The sequence below is a fragment of the Verrucomicrobium sp. GAS474 genome (assembly GCF_900105685.1).
GTDB lineage: Bacteria > Verrucomicrobiota > Verrucomicrobiia > Methylacidiphilales > GAS474 > GAS474.
Map to the genome: position 1 here is coordinate 1,470,787 of NZ_LT629781.1, position 16,057 is coordinate 1,486,843.

Sequence of the window (16,057 nt, forward strand, 5' to 3'; positions counted from 1 at the left end):
ACAACCCCCCGAACGCACTTAGCGTAGTTTTCAAGACGGCCTCCACCCCAGCCAAGACGGATACAGACACCCCCTGCGGGCACTTCTTTGGCACCTCCCCAAATCCTCCTGTGACACCCACCGATCTCCGCGCCTTCCTCCCGACGCCCCGCAAAAGCTGGGCCGACGTTTCCGACGCCGACTGGAACGACTGGACCTGGCAGCTCCGCAACCGCCCGACGAACCTCCGCCAGATCGAGGCCCGGCTGAACCTCACCCCGTCCGAGCGGCTCGGCATCACCGAGGCCGCCGTGCGGAAGCTCGCCGTCGCCATGCCGCCCTCCTTCTTCAACCTCATCGACGGCGACGATCCCGAGTGCCCCATCCGCCGCCAGGTCGTCCCCCGGCAGGAGGAGATGGACTACGCCCCCCACGAGATGGCCGACCCCTGCGGCGAGGACAAGGACATGGTCGCCCCCGGCCTCGTCCACCGCTACCCCGACCGCGTCCTCTTCCTCATCACCGACCGCTGCGCCGCCTACTGCCGCTACTGCACCCGCAGCCGCCTCGTCAGCGGCGTCGGCGAGCAGGAGCTCGAGGTCGACTTCGAGGAGGCCCTCGCCTACCTGCGGGAACACACCGAAGTCCGCGACGTCCTCCTCTCCGGCGGCGATCCGCTCCTCTTCTCCGACAAGAAACTCGAGGCCCTGCTCCGCCAGATCCGCGCGATCCCCCACATCGAGATCGTCCGCCTCGGCAGCCGCGTCCCCGTCTTCCTCCCCCAGCGGATCACCCACGAGCTCTGCCAGATGCTTCGGCAGTTCCATCCCCTCTGGATCAACATCCACGTCAACCACCCGAAGGAGCTGACCGCCGAGGTCCGCGACGCCCTCGGCCGTCTCGCCGATGCCGGCATCCCGATGGGAAACCAGTCGGTCCTGCTGAAGGGCGTGAACGACAACGCCGAGACGCTGAAGATCCTCTTCCAAAAGCTGATCCGCGCCCGCGTCCGCCCCTACTACCTCTACCAGTGCGACCTCATCCAGGGGACGAACCACCTCCGCGTCCCTGTCTCGCGCGGCATCGAGCTGATGCGGCAGATCCGGGGCTTCACCACCGGCTTCTCCGTCCCCCAATACGTCGTCGACGGCCCCGGCGGCGGCGGCAAGATCCCGCTGAACCCCGACTACGTCATCGCGAAGGACGGCGAACGCCTCCTCCTCCGGAACTACGAGGGGGAGATCTACGAGTACATCGACAAGGCCGAGGCGGCGGAGAAAGCCCCGCAGACCAAGCCCGTCCCCGCCTTCCGGCACGAAGAGCTGCCGGTGGGGTGAAGGATGCTATCGCTTGACGATAGTATCTTGATCCGTTAGTATCGCTTCCCCGTGATCGGAAGCTTCGCCTGCGCGGAAACGGAACGGATTTTCGGCGGCGAGGCCAGCCGCAAGCTGCCGCCCCAGATTCAGGAGGCCGCCCGGAGGAAACTGCGGATCATCGCCGCCGCCATGCGGCTCGACGATCTGCGCGTCCCTCCGGGCAATCGCCTGGAAGCGTTGAAGGGCAGCCGCAAAGGCTGGCACAGCATCCGGATCAACGACCAATGGCGCATCTGCTTCCGCTGGGAGGGAGAGAAAGCCATCGCGGTCGAAATCGTCGATTACCACTAGGAGAACCATGAAGAAACTGAAGAACATCCATCCCGGCGACGTCCTCCTCGAAGATTTCATGAAGCCCCTGGAACTGACCGCCTACCGCGTCGCCAAGGACCTCCACGTCTCCCAGACCCGCCTCGGGGAAATCCTCAAGGGCCAGCGCTCCGTCACCCCCGAAATGGCCCTCCGCCTCGCCACCTGGTGTGGCAGCACGCCTCACTTCTGGCTCAACCTCCAGGAGGCCTATGACCTGGAGGAAGCCCAGCGCTCGCCCATGGCGAAGAAAATCGCGGCGGAAGTGAGACCGATGGTGGCGACCTAGCCGACCTTAACTCAACCCCGCGACCGCTCTCCGAAGAGAGCCTCCGCCAGCCGGTCGATCTCTTCCGCCGTCGCTTCGGCGGTGAGGCTGGCGCGGAGGCGGGCTTTGCCTTTGGGGACGGTGGGGTAGCGGATGGCGGGGAGGACGATGCCTTGCTCGGCCAGCTTTGCGCTCGCGGCGAGGGCTTTTTCTTCGGAACCCAGGACAATGGGGAAGATCGGCGAGGCGGCGGGGAGGCCGGTTCCGGCGGCGAAGCGGGCGATGGCGGTCCACAGTGCTTTCCGGCGCGTTTCCCCTTCGGCCTCGCCGACGAGTTTCAGCGCCTCCAGGGCCGCGCCGCACGAGGCGGGGTTCGGTGCGGTCGAGTAGATCGCGCTGCGGGCGTGGTTGACGAGGGTGTCGATCAGGAGGCGCGATCCGGCGATGAAGCCGCCGCTGGAGCCGAGGGCCTTGCTCAGTGTCCCCATCTCGACCTCGATCCGGTCGGCGACGCCGAGGGCGGCGGCGAGGCCCCGGCCGCCGGGGCCGAAGATCCCCGTGGCGTGGGCCTCGTCGACGAGGAGCCAGGCGCGGCCTTCGTGCTTTTCCTTCAGCGCGACGATCTCCCGCAGCGGCGCGGTGTCTCCGTCCATCGAGAAGACGGCCTCGGTGACGATGAGGATGCGGCGGGCCCGGGCGCATTCGGTCTTCAGCAGCTTTTCGAGGTAGCCGAGGTCGTTGTGGGGGAAGACGCGGAGGCGGGCGCCGCTCAGCTTCGCCCCGTCGATGAGGGAGGCGTGGGAGAGCTTGTCGACGATGACCGTGTCCTCCCGTCCGGCCAGGGCCGGGATCGTGCCGAGGGCGGCGGCGTAGCCGCTGGAGAAGCCGAGCGCGGCCTCGCGGCCCTTGAACGCGGCGAGGGCCTCGTCGAGGGCGGCATGGACGGGGAGGTTTCCGCAGACGAGACGGGAGGCGGCGCTCCCCGCGCCGTAGCGGCCCGCCGCCTCCTGTGCCGCCGCGACGAGGCGGGGATGGCGGGCGAGGCCGAGGTAGTCGTTCGAGGCGAAGCGGAGGGTGCCGTCGGGGGCGGTGTGCCCTGTGAACGGTTCCGAAACGCGGAGGCGGCGAAGGAGGCCCTGCGCCTCGCGTTCGGCGAGGGCGGCGCGGAGCTGGCTCTCGATGGAATCGCGGCCTAGGTCCATGGGTCGATCCTCGAGTCGAGTTGGAAGACCTGTCCCGAGGTGTGGGGGAGGGTGGCGAGGAAGAGGAGGAAGCGGGCGGCTTCCTCCGGGGTGTTGAAGCGGCCCAGGGCCTGCTGGGCGAGGATCGCGGCGCGGCGCTCCGGCTTCACCGAGGCGGTCATCTTCGTTTCGAGGAAGCCGGGGAGGACGGTGTTGATGCGGATGCCGTCGGCTCCGTGTTCCTTCGCCGCGCTCTGGGCGAGGGCGAGGAGGCCTGCCTTCGAGGCCGCATAGGCCGCCTGCCCGTGGCCGCCCCGCCGCCCGACGCGGGAGCCGACGAGGATCGCCGCTCCCGCGCTCGCCTTCAGCAGGGGAAGGGCGGCGCGGAGGGGAAGGAAGACGCCCCGGAGGTTCGTGCCGAGGAGGGCGTCCCAGAGTGCGGAGTCGAGGTGTTCCAGCCGCTTGTTGTCGGCGATCCCGGCGTTGGCGACGAGGAGGTCGAGCGCGGGGAGGGTCGAGAAGTAGCGTTCGACCGAGGCGGCGTCGGCGACGTCGAGGGCGTCCCGTCCGGGGGCGAGGACGCACCAACCGGCGGCCGCGAAGGCGTCGGCGACCGCGCGGGCGAGGTCGCCCTTGCCTCCGGTGATCAAGACGGTCTGCTGCGCCGGTGCCATTCAGCGATCTTCCGAGATGATCCGCCGCCCGTCGAGGACGAAGCAGGTGGGGGGCGTCGTCCCGGCGATGAGGCTGAGGAAGGGATCGTTCCCCGTCTTCGGGAGGAGGGGGAAGGCGACCATGTCGGCGAGGGCGCCGGGGCTCAGCTCCCCGAGGCGGCCCGCCTGGCCGAGGGCCTTCGCGGGGTGGACGGTCATCATCCGCCAGACGTCGAGGGGAGTCAGCGTGCCGTGGACCTCGCCGCCGTTGCCCTCCTCGCGGGCGGCCTCCTCGGGATCGACCGCCGCCGTGCCGTGCCGGGCGAGGACGAGGCGGGCCTCGGCGCGGAGGTCGAGGGAGGTGTTGCTGGCGAGGCTGTCGGTGCCGAGGCAGACGTTGATCCCCTCCTTCCGCATCCGCTCCATCTGGAATTCGGCGTAGCCGAAGTAGGCGTGGGACTTCGGGCAGTGGACGACGCTGGCGCCGCTCCGCCGCAGCATCTCCCAGTCGTACTCCTGCATGTAGTTCAGGTGGACGGCGAGGCAGTCCTGGGTCAGCACCTCGTGCTCGACGAGGTGGGAGAGGGAGGAGCCGTGGCCGCAGTCGGTGTTGTCCCGGCCCAGCTTCGCCATCATGGCGTGGAGGGGGCCGCTGCCGTAGAGGAACATCTCGTTCTCCTCGCGGGACTCGGCGATGTGGGTGGTGAACGGCATGTGGAAATGCTCGCTGCACCGCCGGGCCAGCCGGTAGAGGTCGATCGAGGCGCTGTAGGGGGCGTGGGGCGAGAGGCCGAAGCCGCCGAGCCACCCGGGCCGGTTGTGGAAGAAGCTGAGGACGCCGAGGGTCCGCTCCTCCGCGTCGGGGAGGATCCGGAGGTCGTTCAGCTCGAGGAACCACCAGGTCCGGATCGGGGGCGCGGGGAGGCGGGGGAGGAGCTCCGGGAAGCTCTCGATGTTCCCGACGGTGGTGGTGCCGGAGGTGATGAGGAGCTCGAAGCCGTGGTGGATCGCCTCGATGAAGTCGTCGTCGGAGAAGGTCCGCTTGTGGGAATTGATCGAGGCGATCCACTTCGGGAAGCTGGCCCGGGGGAGGAGCCCCTTCATGCGGGAGTAGTCGAGGTGGCAGTGGGCGTTGATGAAGCCGGGGCTGAGGACCTGCCCGGAGAGCGTCACGATCGGCTCCCCGGCGAAGGGCGGCAGCGACGCGGCGGGGCCGACGGCGAGGATCCGGTTGCCCGCGATCCGCACCGCCCCGTCGGGGATCGCCTCCCCGCGGCCTCCGATCACGATGTCGGCGCGATACAGCATTTCCAGGGGAGGGTAGCCTGCTCTTTTGCCTTAAGGCAATCGGCGGGATGGAGGGGTTCCACTCATCTCCGCTTAGGAGTTGACGCTGTTAAACCAACTCGGGATGGGCCTGGGCGAGGCGGGGCGCGATCCGCGGGGCCCAGCGCCGCCACAGGACGCGGGCGACGAAGACGATCCCCCACAAATAACCGAGCGCGAGGAGGAGCGAGCCGAGGACGTCGCTCGGGTAATGGGCCCCGAGGTAGACGCGGGAGTAGCTGACGAGGGCGGCCCAGAGCCAAACAATCCAAACCCAGCCGAACCGGCGCCCGCCCCATACGACGCAGGCGAGGAAGGCGAGGGCGACGTTGTTGAAGACGTGGCCCGAGGGGAAGGAGCGCCCGCCGGGCTCGGCCCGGGGCCACGCCCAGCGGACGGCGATCCCTTCGCCAACCCCGGCCTGCTCCGCGATGCGGACCCCCTCCAGCGCCTCGTTCGGCCTCGGGCGGTGGACGATCTTCTTCCCCCAGTTGTCGATGACGCCGTCGCCGAGGGCGATGGAGAGGGCGAGGAGGACGAGGAAGGTCCGCCCCTTGAAGCCGCCCCAGATCGCGAGGGCGACGACGCCGGCGGCGATGGGGATGGCGAAGAACTTCGGCGACGAGACGGCGAGCATCACCGGATCGAGGAAGGCGGAGGACCACGCCCCGTTGATCCGGAAGAGGAGGGCGATGTCCCAGGAGGAAAGGGTCTGGAGGAGGGCGTGCATCGAATCAGTTGTGGGGATCGAATCCGGCCAGTCTGCCCGCGAGGGCGCGGCGGAACCACTCCCATTTTTTGTTCGCCGAGAGGCGGGGGCGTTCGAGTGGGACGAACTCCCCCGCGCGGAGGAGGGCGGCGAGGTCGCGTCCCGGCTCCGCGGCGACGAGCCGTTCGAGGGAGAGGGCGGGCGCGCGCAGGAGGGAAAGGAGGGCGTCGTCGCCGGTGATCGAGGCGGCGGGGACCGGCGCGGCGGCCTCGACGAGGACGGCGGGGCGCTCCTCGCGGAAGAACTCGTACCGGAGCGCGATGGGGAGGACGACGGCGTCGGGAACCCGGGCGGCGAGCCAGGCCGCGCCGGGCCGGACGGCCCCGGGGAGGCCGGGGGCCTCGATCCGGCCCTGGGGGAAGAGCCAAAGGAGGACGTCGGGCTGCCGCAGGTGGCGCACGGCGCGGCGGAGGCCGAGGGCGGCCCGGCCCGGCGTCTCGAGGTCGACGGAGAAGAGCCCCAGCCCGCGCAGGAAGCGGTGGGGGGCGAGGTTCCGTTCCTCCATCATCCCGTAATGGGCCTTGTGCGGGACGAGGCGGGTGAGGCGGTGGAGGAGGAAGAGGTCCCACCAGTTCGTGTGGTTCACGAGGGCGAGGACCGGCTTTCCCGGGGGGAGGTGGGCGGGGGTGAAGTGGGCCGCGCCCCGGAGGTGGACGCCGTGGAAGGCGGCGCGGACCCGGCTCCGGGTGTAGAGGCCGAAGAGGGCGTCGACGGCGGCGTTTTTCCTCGCTTCGATCATCGCGGCTCCGGGGTGGGCGTCGGCGGCGGGCGATGGCTGCGGAGCCATGCCTCGACGAGGAGGGAGGCCTTCCGCCACCGGCCGACGCGGGCGCGGCGGGTGAAGACGTCGAAGTCGTTCCGCTCGATCTCGTCGAGGATCGCCGCGTAGAGGAGGCGCATCGTCCAGACCGTGCGGCGGGTCCCGTCGTTCGGGAGCCGGGCGATGCCGGGGTCGGCCTTTTGGTACCATTCCCGCGCCCGCTCGATCTCGAAGCGCATGAGGGCGCGGAACCGGTCGTCGGTCTTGCCCGCCTTGTTTTTCGTCGCCTTGTCCTTGTGGAACGCGGCGATGTCGCCCTCGCCGAGGCCGAATTTCGCGAGGTCGTAGGAGGGGAGGTAGATCCGGTCCCGCTCCCAGTCCTCGCCGACGTCGCGGAGGATGTTCGTGAGCTGCATCGCGGTGCCGAGGGCGGCGGCGTGGTCGAGGAGTTCCGCGTCGGGATCGGCGACGAAGATCCGCGTCATCACCAGCCCGCAGAGGGAGGCGACGTGGTGGCAGTAGAGGTCGAGCTCCGCCCAGCTTCCGATCCGCACCGCGCCGCAATCGAGGGAGATCCCCTTCAGGAGCCCGTCGAAGTAGCCGCGCGGGATGCCGCGCCGTTCGCAGGTGTCGCGGAAGGCGGGACCCCAGGAGGGGAGGGCCGCCGCCTCGATGCGGGGATCGAACAGGCGGTCGAGGCCCCTCTCCTGCGCCGCCAGCGCGGCGCGGCGGGAGGCGTCGTCGGTGGCGAGGTCGACGGCGTCGTCGGCGACGCGGCAGAAGGCGTAGACGGCCCAGGCTTCCCGGCGCTTCCCCTTCGGCAGGGTGTGGGAGGCGAGGTAGAAGCTCCGCGCATGGCGGCGGGTGATCTCCCGGCAGGCGCCGTAGGAGGCGTCGAGGGAGGCGGAGGGCGAAGCGGCAGGGGAGGTCAAGGTCATGCCAGGGCGTCGAGCTGGTCGAGGAGGCCGAGGAGCCCGGCCAGGCTGGCATGGGGGGGGCCGAGTTCCCGCCGCGCCTGGAGCCGGAGCGCGGCCTGCCGTTCCCGCAGCTGCGCCGGGGCGTCCGATTTCCCGATCAGCTCCCGCAGCAGCGGCAGGCGGGAGGGATCGGCGGCGGGGAGGGCGAGGGCGAGGCGGAGGAGGGGGCGCTCCGCCTCGGGGAGCCGCTCGTAGGCGAGGCGGAGGAGGAGGGTCCGCTTGCCGAGGAGAAGGTCGGCCCCGCCGGTCTCGGGGCGGAGGTCGTTGTAGTCTTTCAGGTCGTTGGCGATCTGGAAGGCGAGGCCGAGGGGTTCGGCGACGCGGGCGAGGTCGAGGAGACTCGCCTCGTCGGCCCCGGCGAGGATCGCCCCGAGGGCGAGGGGAGCCTCGAAGGTGTAGCGCGTCGTCTTCAGGTGGGAGACCTGCTCGATCTCGGCGAGGGAGACCGAGGCGATGTCCCGCGTGCCGAGGACGATGTCGCCGATCTCCCCCGCCCCGGTGTCGGCGGCGGCCTGGAGGAACCGCCGCAACGCCGCCTCGCGGCGGGCGACGGGGAAGCCGGAGGCGAGGAGGGTGTCGAGCGCGAGGGCGTGGAGGAGGTTCCCGGCGACGAGGGCGATCCCCTCCGCCTCCTTTTCCCGCCCCTTCCCCAAGCCGAGCCGGGCCTCGACGGCGCGGTGGAACGAGGGGAGGCCGCGCCGGAGGTCGGAGCGGTCGATCACGTCGTCGTGGATCAGGGTGAAGGCGTGGAAGAGCTCCATCGCCGCCGCCGCCCGCAGGAGGGCGGTCTCCTCGTCGATCCCGGACTCGAAGGAAAGGGGGGCCGCCCCGCCGGGATGGCCGAAGTGCCGGAAATGGCGGTAGGAGGCGGCGAGGAGGAGGGGCCGGAGCCGCTTCCCCCGGCGGAGGACGTAGCGGGAGAGGTCGTCGTAGAGGGGCTCGAAAAAGGCGCCGTAGTCGTAGCGTTCGGCCTGTTCCCGGAAGAAGCGGGCGAGGAAGGCGTCGAGGCGGGCGGGGAAGGCCTGCCAGTCGACGGACGCCGCCGTCAGGGAGGAGAAGAGGGGCTCCGATGCCATGGAAGGCAGGATAGATTCGGCACCGCCGTTGGCAAGGGGAGTTGCAAGTGGAGGGGAGGCGCGTATCGTCTTCCTTATCATGGCCACCTCCCGACGTGACTTCCTGACCCGTGCCGCCGTCGCCACGGCCGCCGCCGTTTTCCTCCCCCGCTTCGCCGGTTACGACATGGCGCTGGCCCAGCCCGTGGCGACGGACAAGAAATGGGTCTCCCAGACCTTTCGCGTCGGGGCGATCAAGGTGACCTCCTTCCGCGACGGCACCGCCGCCCTCCCGCTCCGCCCCATCATGACGAACGCCCCCGCGGGCGAGGCCGAGGCGGTGATGAAGGCCGCCGGGCTGCCCGATCCGGTCCCGATCTCCTTCAACGTCCTCCTCATCGAGGACGGGACCGAGAAGATCCTCGTCGACACCGGCTACGGTGCGCTGGCCGGGGCGGCGGCGGGCGGCCTCCCTGCGGCCCTCCGGGGTTACGGCCTCGCGCCGGAGAAGGTCACCGCCGTCGTCCTCAGCCACGCCCACGGGGACCATTACGGCGGCCTCCTCGACGCGGCGACCGGGAAGCTGAACTACCCCAACGCCCGCCTCTTCATCACCCAGACCGAGTACGACTTCTGGACTTCGGGCGCGAACCTTTCCAAGACCCCGCTCCCCGCCGACCAGCAGAAGGGGATGATCGAGGGCTCGGCCAAGGCGCTGAACGCCCTTGCCGGGAAGTGGGAGAAGGTCCCGACGAACCAGAAGATCATCGAGGGCGTCTGGCTCCTCCCCGCCCCCGGCCACACCCCGGGCCACAGCGCCCTCCTCATCGCCTCGGGGAACGAGCAGCTCCTCCACATCGTCGACGCCGCCCACAACCACGTCCTCATGTTCGCCCGCCCCGAGTGGACCATCGCCTTCGACACCGACCCCGCCCAGGCCGTCGCCACCCGCCGCCGCCTCTTCGACCGCGCCGCCGCCGACAAGCTCCGCATCATGAGCTACCACCTCCCCTTCCCCGGCACAGGCCGGATCGTGACCGAGGGGAAGGGGTACAAGTGGGTAGGTGAGGTGTTCACCACCTAAGCGCCCCTCTCCCATCGACACGTCTCCCAATAGGAGTCTAGGCGTATGGGTACTGCTACCCCTCCAATACGTACCCTCGGACGCTTGGGAAGCAGCGGATTTTAATCCAGTTCGGAAACGAGGCGCCGCCAAAGCGCGTCCGCCTAGTTCAGGCCCTCCGAAGGGGAGGTTCGAGGAGGGGCAAAGCCCCTCTTGGGCTATAAAGCGGATCGCCTCCAGCTGTACAGGGTTGACCCCGCCAGCCCCAACGGGCCCCCCCGCCCCTCTCACCCCCGCACCGGCCGCCCCTCATCAATATCGATGTAATCAAACATCACCGCCACCGCCCCCGCCGGGTACCCCGAGTCATCGAGGCGGAAGGCCAGGCGCTGGTAAAGCGGATCGCGCCAACCCCGCTTCGTCATGAAGGCGTTCCACACCGTGATCTCCTCATCACTCGGGCGCGCGCCCCTCGGGCTGGTCGCGAAAGCCCAGGCGAGCAGCACCGAGGGATCGGTCTCGCCCGCCAGCACCTTCGCCTGGATCGCGGCGTAATCGATCCCGAGGAAGCGGCAGCAGAGCGAGTCGAAGTTCTTCGCGATGGCCGGATCATTCCCGGCGTAGCCGCAGGAGGCGATCCATTCCTGGGGCAGCTTCCCGGCGGCGGCGAGGGCGATCTTCGTGACCATCCGGGGAAAGTAGACGACGCCGTCGATCTTCTCGTAGGGGCTCGGCAGGCCGGGGATGACGGTCGGCGACTTTTCGGGCTTCGCGCTCGCGACGGGGCCGGGCGGGAACGATTCCGGCTTGAAATCGGAGGGGGTCTTCCGCCCCTCGTCGATGTCGAAGCCGTCGAACCACGTCAGCACCGCGTCGGGATCGGCTCCCAGTTTCACCGCCCATTCGCGCATCGAGGGGGTCGCGTCGTCGCGCCAGCCCCGCTTCGAGGCGTAGGCGCTCCAGATCTCGGTCTGCTCCGCCGTCGGATTCTTCCCCGTCGCCCGCGCCCATTCCAGCACGGCGGCGTCGGTCGGCAGTTCATGGGTCTTCGCGACGAGGTCGGCATAGGAGACGCCGAGGAGGCGGCAGCACCGCGCGTCGAAGACATGGCCGCCGAATTGGGGCGCGTCGCCGAGGTAGGGGACGTAGACCTGCGGGAGCTTCCCGACGGCGTGGAGGCGGATCTTCCCCAGCATGCGGGGGAAATAGACCAGGCCGTCGATGGCGTCGTGGGCGGAGGGAAGCTCGGGAAGGGGATGGGGCATACGTATCAGAAAGGATCGGATACGATCGGGATGGGGTCAAGAGGAGGAGGAAAATTCACGGAAAGAAAATAAAAAGAGGGGAAAGCGAATTCAGGGCTCAAGTTTTTGCCCGATCGGCCGATAAAGGGGAAAAGGCCAGGCTTGAAGTTTTTGAGTTCAAGGGTGGTCCAACGATCCGACCCCCACCCTTATGACTCCCATCAACGCCATCACCAGCGGCACCTCCGGAAGCAAGACCCCCACTCCGAGCGAGGTCTACGCCCAGCTCCTCGCCGAGGCCGCCGCCCAGAAAAAGGCCGCTTCGGCCCCGGCCCCGACTCCTTCCGTCCCCGCTGCCGCCGCTTCGGCGAATGCCGCGACGGCGGTCCCGGCTTCGGCCGCGGTCAGCACGCCCGCCCCCGGCAGCAGCACCGCGAATGCGGCTTTGGGATCGAGCTCCGACGCCAACGCGGGGTCCGGCTCCGGCTCCAGCGCAACGGCCTCCGCCGGGGCGAGTGAGAGCAGCGCCGCCGCCGCGGCGACGACGACCGAGGCGACCTACACCAATTCCTACGGCGACACCGTCAGCATGAGCGGCATCGTCCTCGTCGCCGCCCGGGGCGACGGCCACAAGGGCGAGGACGATCCCGACATCGCCGCCGCGCGGGACGCCTCCGCCGCGACGAAGAGCGCCGAGGTCAAGGCGACCGCCGCGAAGGAAGCCGCCACGGCGACGACCCCGGGCGATTCCCTCGACGGCCAGCAGCAGCTCCTCCAGAAGGCCTATTCCCGGGTTTAATCCCGGGCCGGAGCGGGACCGGTACCGCTTGACCCACGTCAACCGCTTCCCTACGGTTGGTTGACGTATGGCCCTCCTTCGCACCGCTCCTGCGCCGAAGCTCGACGAACTTCGCCGACTCTACGAACTCCCCCTCTTCGAGCTGGTCCACCAGTCGCGCGCGGTCTACACCGCCCATTGGCCCGATCCCGAGATCCAGCTCTGCTCCCTCCTCAGCATCAAGACGGGTGGCTGCAGCGAGGATTGCTCCTACTGCGCCCAGAGCTCCCACTATGATACCGCCCTCCAGCCCGAGCGGCTCATGGAGAAGGAGACCGTCCTCGCCGCCGCCCGCCGGGCGAAGGCCGAGGGGGCGACCCGCTTCTGCATGGGCGCGGCCTGGAAGGGCGTGAAGGGCGGCGACGCGAAGCTCGACGCCGTCTGCGGCATCGTCGAGGGCGTCGCCGAACTCGGCATGGAAGTCTGCGTCACCCTCGGCAACCTCGACACCGAGGCGGCCCGGCGGCTGAAGGAGGCGGGCGTCACCGCCTACAACCACAACATCGACACCAGCCCCGAGTTCTACCCGAAGATCGTCACCACCCACACCTTCGACGACCGCCTCCGCACGATCGGCGAGGCGCAGAAGGCCGGGATGTCGGTCTGCTCCGGCGGGATCATCGGGATGGGGGAGACGGTCACCGACCGCCTCCGCATGCTCGAAGTCCTCGCGGGGCTCGAGACGGTGCCGGAGAGCGTGCCGATCAACGTCATCACGCCGATCCCCGGCACCCCCCTCGGCGACGCGGAGCCGGTCGATATTTTTGAACTCGTCCGCCTCATCGCCGTCGCGCGGATCACTTTCCCCGTCTCGAAGGTCCGCCTCTCGGCGGGCCGGACGAAGCTGAGCCGCGAAGGCCAGGCCCTCTGCTTCTACGCGGGGGCGAACGCGATTTTCTTCGGGTCGAAGCTCCTTACCGCGCCGAACCCGGAAGCGAACGAGGATCTCCGTTTGCTGCGTGATCTGGGGTTTAAGCCGCAGGCTCCGTATACGGATGTGCCGGTGCCGGATTCGGTGGCGGCGACGGTTTAGGGGGGGGCGATATGGGGGGGGTCGCGGATGGGGGAATGCCCTTCGGGGCTTGCGCGGTCGACCCTGTACAGCTGGAGGCGATCCGCTTTAACGCCACAGAGGGGCTTCGCCCCTCCGTGACCTCCTGTTCTGAGGGCCTGAACTAGGCGGACGCGTTTCCCCCTGCGCCTCGTTTACTAACTGTTTTAAAATCCGCTGCTTCCCCAGCGTCCGAGGGTACGTACTGAAGGGGTAGCGGTACCAATACGCCTAGACTCCTATTGGGAGAGGGCTCTATGGGAGAGATATCTTCAGGGGTTGAAGCGCCGAGGGGATGGGCCTGCTCCTTGCCTTCGACCTACGGCTCGCCGACGCCGCCGCGGCCTGCGCCGCCGCCGTTGCCCTCTTCCATGTAGACGGCCCCGTTGATCCGGGAGACGCGGAGGGTCTGCTGCCACGCGCCGATGGTGGCGGTCATGTTCTCGGTGTCGACGGTGTAGCTCGCCGCCGGATAGTCGCGGACGGCCTCGACGAGGACCCGGCCGTCCATCCACGGGGGCGAGGCGAGGCGGAGGAGCCCGGCGATGGTCGGCGCGAGGTCGGCGTTGCCGGTCGGCAGGTCGTCGACCCAGCCGGAACGGATGTCGGGGCCCGAGGCGATGAGCGTCCCGGCGAGGTCGAAGCGGCTCAGCGTCCCGTTGGAGGCGAGCTTCTCGATGCCGCCCCCGGCGACGTCGGCGAGGGCGGTGCCGGGGACGCCGTGGGAGTTCGCCTCGGCGGTCCACCGCATCGAGAGGACGACGTCGGGCAGCTTCTCCCAGTCGCCCGTGGCGAGGTTCGCCTGGTGGAGGGTGAAGGCCCCGTCGCGCGCCTCCCGGCTGAAGAGGACCCCGGCGTAAGTGCTCCGCTGGAGGAATTTCAAGAGCCGCTCGGCGACCTCCCCGTCATGGCCGCCGACGTAGAAGAGGACGGTGCCGCCGCAGCCGACGACGAGGATCTTCCCCTTTTCGAGCGCCGCGCCGGGATTCGACTCGGCGATTTCGGGGGTGACCTTCAGCTTGCGCGTCGCGTTGAAGCCCGCCTTGGCCAGGTCGGCGGCGACGTCGATGCCCTGCCGGACCGACGAGTAGCCGGTGTCGGAGACGATGAAGAGGTCGGTCTTCCCCCGGATGCCCTTCGCCTCGAGCGCCTGGAGGATGAGGCGGAGGTTCTCGTCCTGGGCGTGGATCGAGAGGAGGGCGTTGGGATCGCCCAATCCGTTCTCCCGCTGCGCGGCGGCGGGATCGGTGAGCCAGAGGCAGGAGAAGGCGGGGACCTCCTTTGCCCAGACGCCGTTGAGGAGCGCCCGCGTCATCCAGCGATCCTGGGGGGAGTTCGGCGTCGCCGAGGGGGGAAGGGGCTTGAGGAGTTTCTCGAGCGTCGCGCCGAGGGCGGCGGGGACGGTCAACATCTTCAGCGGCAGGACGGCGGAAGGGCTCGCGTTGGAGCCGGTGTTGGAATTGGCAGTGGAACTGCCGGAGCCCGCCTTGGCCGCAGGGGGCGTGGCGGCGATCGTCGCGGCGTAGACGACCGAGGAGGTCGTCGAGGCGCGGCCCTCCTCGGGCCGCCGGTCGGCGAGGAAGGGAAGGAGGCCGGCGCCGACGACGGCGGTGGAGCGGTCCCCGGCCTGGAGGAGCTCGGGCAGCGTGGCGACGGTGAGGTAGTGGCCGTCGGAGAGGGCGTCTCCCATGCGGACGGCGGCGGGGATCGCGGCGGGGACCGGCTTCGCCGCGTCGAGCGCGGGGAGGTAGGCCTTGTCGGCATAGATGCCGCTCCGGCCCGGATAGGCCCCGGTGAGGAGGGCGATGCCGTTGACCAGCGGCGTGGTCGGGTAGACGGCGTGGTGCCGGGAGAAGCGGGTCCCCTCCTGCGCGAGGCGGAAGAGGGTCGGCGTGAGGGTCTCGGTCACCGCGTCGGGACGGAGGCCCGACCAGACGACGAGGACGACGTGCTCCGCCTGCTGGGCCGGGGCGACGGCGGGGAGGAGGGCCAGGACGAGCGCCAGGGCCAAGCCGGGGCGGATCAAGGGGACCGATCGGAGCCTGGGGATCATCCTGGGTTTGGGGTAATGGTGAATTAGAAGAGGCTGGGGCCTTCCTCGGAGGGATCGATTTCGTCGGGCCCGGAGGCGGGTGCGGGCTTGGACTTCGGTTCCTTGGCCGTTTTTTCCTTCTCGGCCTTGCCCGAGGTGAGGACCTCGATCTTCTGCTCGGCCTCGGAGAGCTTCTCGTCGCAGAGCTTCACGAGCTTGATCCCCTCCTCGTACCGCTCGATCAGGTGGTCGAGGGGGAGCTCGCCGTCTTCCATCTCGGTGACGATCCGCTCGAGGTCGGCCAGGGCGGCTTCGAACTTCGGCGTCGGATCGTCGTGGGGAGAAGGCTTGGCTTTCATGACGGGGATGACGTTATGGGCAAATCAACCCGTCTGCCAGTCCGATTCGTCGCCCGCCTGGCCTTGGAGATCGCCCCGGCGGCGCTCGACGAACCACATGATGACGAGGGTCCCCTCGAAGAGGAGGTACATCGGCCCGGCCATCATGAGGAGGGAGAACGGGTCGGTCGACGGGACGACGCAGCAGGCGAGGATGAAGAGGATGAAGGCGGTGTGCCGCCGGTAGCGGGCCAGCGTGGCGCGGCGGACGATGCCGAGGATGTTCAGCACGAGGAGGACGAGCGGGAGCTCGAAGGAGAGGCCGAAGGCGAGGAGCATCTGGGTGACGAAGTCGATGTAGCTCTGCACGGTCCACTCCGTGCGGAAGCCGAGCCAGGCGTCGAACTCGTAGAAGAACTTCAGCGTCTGCGGGAGGATCAGCTCGTAGCAGAAGAAGGCCCCGCCGACGAAGAGGAGCGCCCCGGCGACGAAGGCCGGGATCAGCGCCCGGGCCTCGCGCGGCGTCAGCGCCGGGAGGAGGAACGAGGCGAGGAAATAGAGGATGAACGGGAGCGCGATGAGGACGCCGCCGGAGAGGGCGAGGCTGATCTGGATCGAGAGGGCGTCGGCGACGCCGAGGACGCGAAGCATCTCCCCCGGGTTCTGCCCGGCGAGGCGGAGGGGGTGATAGAGGATCTCGAGGAACGGCTTCGTCAGCGCGAGGCTGATCGTCATCCCGATGGCGAGGGCGGCGAACCCCCGGATCAACATCCAGCGCAGATCCTCGACATGGTCGAGGAAGCTCTTCGTGGTTTGATCGTTGACCTTCATGGCG

General features: G+C 69.3%; 17 protein-coding genes. 6 read left to right on the plus strand and 11 right to left on the minus strand.

From position 1 onward, the window contains the following. Positions 1-110 precede the first annotated feature (110 nt). Genes BLU04_RS06065 through BLU04_RS06075 form a run of 3 tightly spaced genes read left to right on the plus strand, consistent with a single transcriptional unit; the run spans position 111 to position 1,956 of the window. Positions 111-1,316: a KamA family radical SAM protein gene (locus BLU04_RS06065; protein ID WP_093283505.1), complete on the plus strand. Its 1,206-nt coding sequence runs from the start codon at positions 111-113 to the stop codon at positions 1,314-1,316. A 51-nt stretch (positions 1,317-1,367) separates the two neighbouring features. Next, on the plus strand, positions 1,368-1,649 hold the full coding sequence (locus BLU04_RS06070) for a type II toxin-antitoxin system RelE/ParE family toxin (RefSeq protein WP_093283508.1): 282 nt from the start codon (positions 1,368-1,370) through the stop codon (positions 1,647-1,649). A gap of 7 nt (positions 1,650-1,656) precedes the next feature. Further along, entirely contained in the window at positions 1,657-1,956 is a 300-nt protein-coding gene (locus BLU04_RS06075; RefSeq protein ID WP_093283511.1) for a HigA family addiction module antitoxin, read from the plus strand. Positions 1,957-1,967: 11 nt separating this feature from the next. Here BLU04_RS06075 and BLU04_RS06080 read toward each other — a convergent pair whose 3' ends face one another. The 7 genes from BLU04_RS06080 to BLU04_RS06110 form a co-directional block, all read right to left on the minus strand. Further along, entirely contained in the window at positions 1,968-3,137 is a 1,170-nt protein-coding gene (locus tag BLU04_RS06080) for an 8-amino-7-oxononanoate synthase (RefSeq protein WP_093283513.1), read from the minus strand. Continuing rightward, the gene (locus tag BLU04_RS06085) at positions 3,128-3,790 is read right to left on the minus strand and encodes an SDR family oxidoreductase (protein WP_093283515.1); all 663 of its coding nucleotides are present in this window, start codon (positions 3,788-3,790) and stop codon (positions 3,128-3,130) included. The genes BLU04_RS06080 and BLU04_RS06085 overlap by 10 nt, the downstream gene beginning before the upstream one ends. Then, positions 3,791-5,077 (minus strand): amidohydrolase family protein, encoded by a 1,287-nt coding sequence (locus tag BLU04_RS06090; protein WP_093283518.1) that lies wholly within the window; start codon positions 5,075-5,077, stop codon positions 3,791-3,793. It lies immediately after the preceding gene. Positions 5,078-5,165: 88 nt separating this feature from the next. Beyond that, complete coding sequence (locus BLU04_RS06095) at positions 5,166-5,825, minus strand: phosphatase PAP2 family protein (protein WP_093283520.1); 660 nt, start codon at positions 5,823-5,825, stop codon at positions 5,166-5,168. Between the two features lie 4 nt (positions 5,826-5,829). Next, entirely contained in the window at positions 5,830-6,651 is an 822-nt protein-coding gene (locus BLU04_RS06100) for a lysophospholipid acyltransferase family protein (protein WP_093283523.1), read from the minus strand. Beyond that, positions 6,600-7,562 carry a phytoene/squalene synthase family protein gene (locus BLU04_RS06105; RefSeq protein WP_093283526.1) on the minus strand — a complete coding sequence of 321 codons (963 nt, stop codon included), beginning with the start codon at positions 7,560-7,562 and terminating at the stop codon, positions 6,600-6,602. The genes BLU04_RS06100 and BLU04_RS06105 overlap by 52 nt, the downstream gene beginning before the upstream one ends. Then, positions 7,559-8,677, minus strand: coding sequence for a polyprenyl synthetase family protein (locus BLU04_RS06110; protein ID WP_157895158.1), 1,119 nt, complete (start codon positions 8,675-8,677; stop codon positions 7,559-7,561). Before BLU04_RS06110 ends, BLU04_RS06105 begins: the two co-directional genes overlap by 4 nt. 79 nt (positions 8,678-8,756) lie before the next feature. Here BLU04_RS06110 and BLU04_RS16330 point away from each other — a divergent pair, with 79 nt between their 5' ends. Next, complete coding sequence (locus BLU04_RS16330; RefSeq protein WP_162274708.1) at positions 8,757-9,740, plus strand: MBL fold metallo-hydrolase; 984 nt, start codon at positions 8,757-8,759, stop codon at positions 9,738-9,740. Between the two features lie 266 nt (positions 9,741-10,006). Here the strand turns inward: BLU04_RS16330 and BLU04_RS16925 are convergent, their stop codons facing one another. After that, positions 10,007-10,984, minus strand: coding sequence for a DUF5069 domain-containing protein (locus BLU04_RS16925; RefSeq protein WP_231964904.1), 978 nt, complete (start codon positions 10,982-10,984; stop codon positions 10,007-10,009). A 190-nt stretch (positions 10,985-11,174) separates the two neighbouring features. On the opposite strand from BLU04_RS16925, the gene BLU04_RS06135 reads away from it, so the two are divergent. Together BLU04_RS06135 and bioB are read left to right on the plus strand one after the other, a co-directional pair. Next, a complete protein-coding gene (locus BLU04_RS06135) occupies positions 11,175-11,762 on the plus strand; it encodes a hypothetical protein (RefSeq protein WP_093283536.1) in 588 nt (195 codons plus the stop codon). Between the two features lie 67 nt (positions 11,763-11,829). After that, positions 11,830-12,834 carry a biotin synthase BioB gene (gene bioB / locus BLU04_RS06140; RefSeq protein ID WP_093283538.1) on the plus strand — a complete coding sequence of 335 codons (1,005 nt, stop codon included), beginning with the start codon at positions 11,830-11,832 and terminating at the stop codon, positions 12,832-12,834. 337 nt (positions 12,835-13,171) lie between these two features. Here bioB and BLU04_RS06145 read toward each other — a convergent pair whose 3' ends face one another. The 3 genes from BLU04_RS06145 to tatC are packed head-to-tail and all read right to left on the minus strand — an operon-like array spanning position 13,172 to position 16,053. Next, positions 13,172-14,905 (minus strand): alkaline phosphatase family protein, encoded by a 1,734-nt coding sequence (locus BLU04_RS06145; RefSeq protein WP_093283541.1) that lies wholly within the window; start codon positions 14,903-14,905, stop codon positions 13,172-13,174. 23 nt (positions 14,906-14,928) lie between these two features. Then, complete coding sequence (xseB, locus tag BLU04_RS06150; RefSeq protein WP_093283543.1) at positions 14,929-15,243, minus strand: exodeoxyribonuclease VII small subunit; 315 nt, start codon at positions 15,241-15,243, stop codon at positions 14,929-14,931. A 24-nt stretch (positions 15,244-15,267) separates the two neighbouring features. Beyond that, entirely contained in the window at positions 15,268-16,053 is a 786-nt protein-coding gene (gene tatC, locus BLU04_RS06155; RefSeq protein WP_093283546.1) for a twin-arginine translocase subunit TatC, read from the minus strand. Between the last annotated feature and the right edge of the window lie 4 nt (positions 16,054-16,057).

Coding starts and splice junctions, on each gene's coding strand:
- BLU04_RS16925 (WP_231964904.1), bottom strand. CDS start 10,984: ATGCCCCATCCCCTTCCCGAGCTTCCCTCCGCCCACGACGCCATCGAC.
- BLU04_RS06085 (WP_093283515.1), bottom strand. CDS start 3,790: ATGGCACCGGCGCAGCAGACCGTCTTGATCACCGGAGGCAAGGGCGAC.
- BLU04_RS06095 (WP_093283520.1), bottom strand. CDS start 5,825: ATGCACGCCCTCCTCCAGACCCTTTCCTCCTGGGACATCGCCCTCCTC.
- BLU04_RS06090 (WP_093283518.1), bottom strand. CDS start 5,077: ATGCTGTATCGCGCCGACATCGTGATCGGAGGCCGCGGGGAGGCGATC.
- BLU04_RS06105 (WP_093283526.1), bottom strand. CDS start 7,562: ATGACCTTGACCTCCCCTGCCGCTTCGCCCTCCGCCTCCCTCGACGCC.
- BLU04_RS06100 (WP_093283523.1), bottom strand. CDS start 6,651: ATGGCTCCGCAGCCATCGCCCGCCGCCGACGCCCACCCCGGAGCCGCG.
- bioB (WP_093283538.1), top strand. CDS start 11,830: ATGGCCCTCCTTCGCACCGCTCCTGCGCCGAAGCTCGACGAACTTCGC.
- BLU04_RS06075 (WP_093283511.1), top strand. CDS start 1,657: ATGAAGAAACTGAAGAACATCCATCCCGGCGACGTCCTCCTCGAAGAT.
- BLU04_RS06110 (WP_157895158.1), bottom strand. CDS start 8,677: ATGGCATCGGAGCCCCTCTTCTCCTCCCTGACGGCGGCGTCCGTCGAC.
- BLU04_RS06135 (WP_093283536.1), top strand. CDS start 11,175: ATGACTCCCATCAACGCCATCACCAGCGGCACCTCCGGAAGCAAGACC.
- BLU04_RS06145 (WP_093283541.1), bottom strand. CDS start 14,905: ATGATCCCCAGGCTCCGATCGGTCCCCTTGATCCGCCCCGGCTTGGCC.
- BLU04_RS16330 (WP_162274708.1), top strand. CDS start 8,757: ATGGCCACCTCCCGACGTGACTTCCTGACCCGTGCCGCCGTCGCCACG.
- xseB (WP_093283543.1), bottom strand. CDS start 15,243: ATGAAAGCCAAGCCTTCTCCCCACGACGATCCGACGCCGAAGTTCGAA.
- tatC (WP_093283546.1), bottom strand. CDS start 16,053: ATGAAGGTCAACGATCAAACCACGAAGAGCTTCCTCGACCATGTCGAG.
- BLU04_RS06080 (WP_093283513.1), bottom strand. CDS start 3,137: ATGGACCTAGGCCGCGATTCCATCGAGAGCCAGCTCCGCGCCGCCCTC.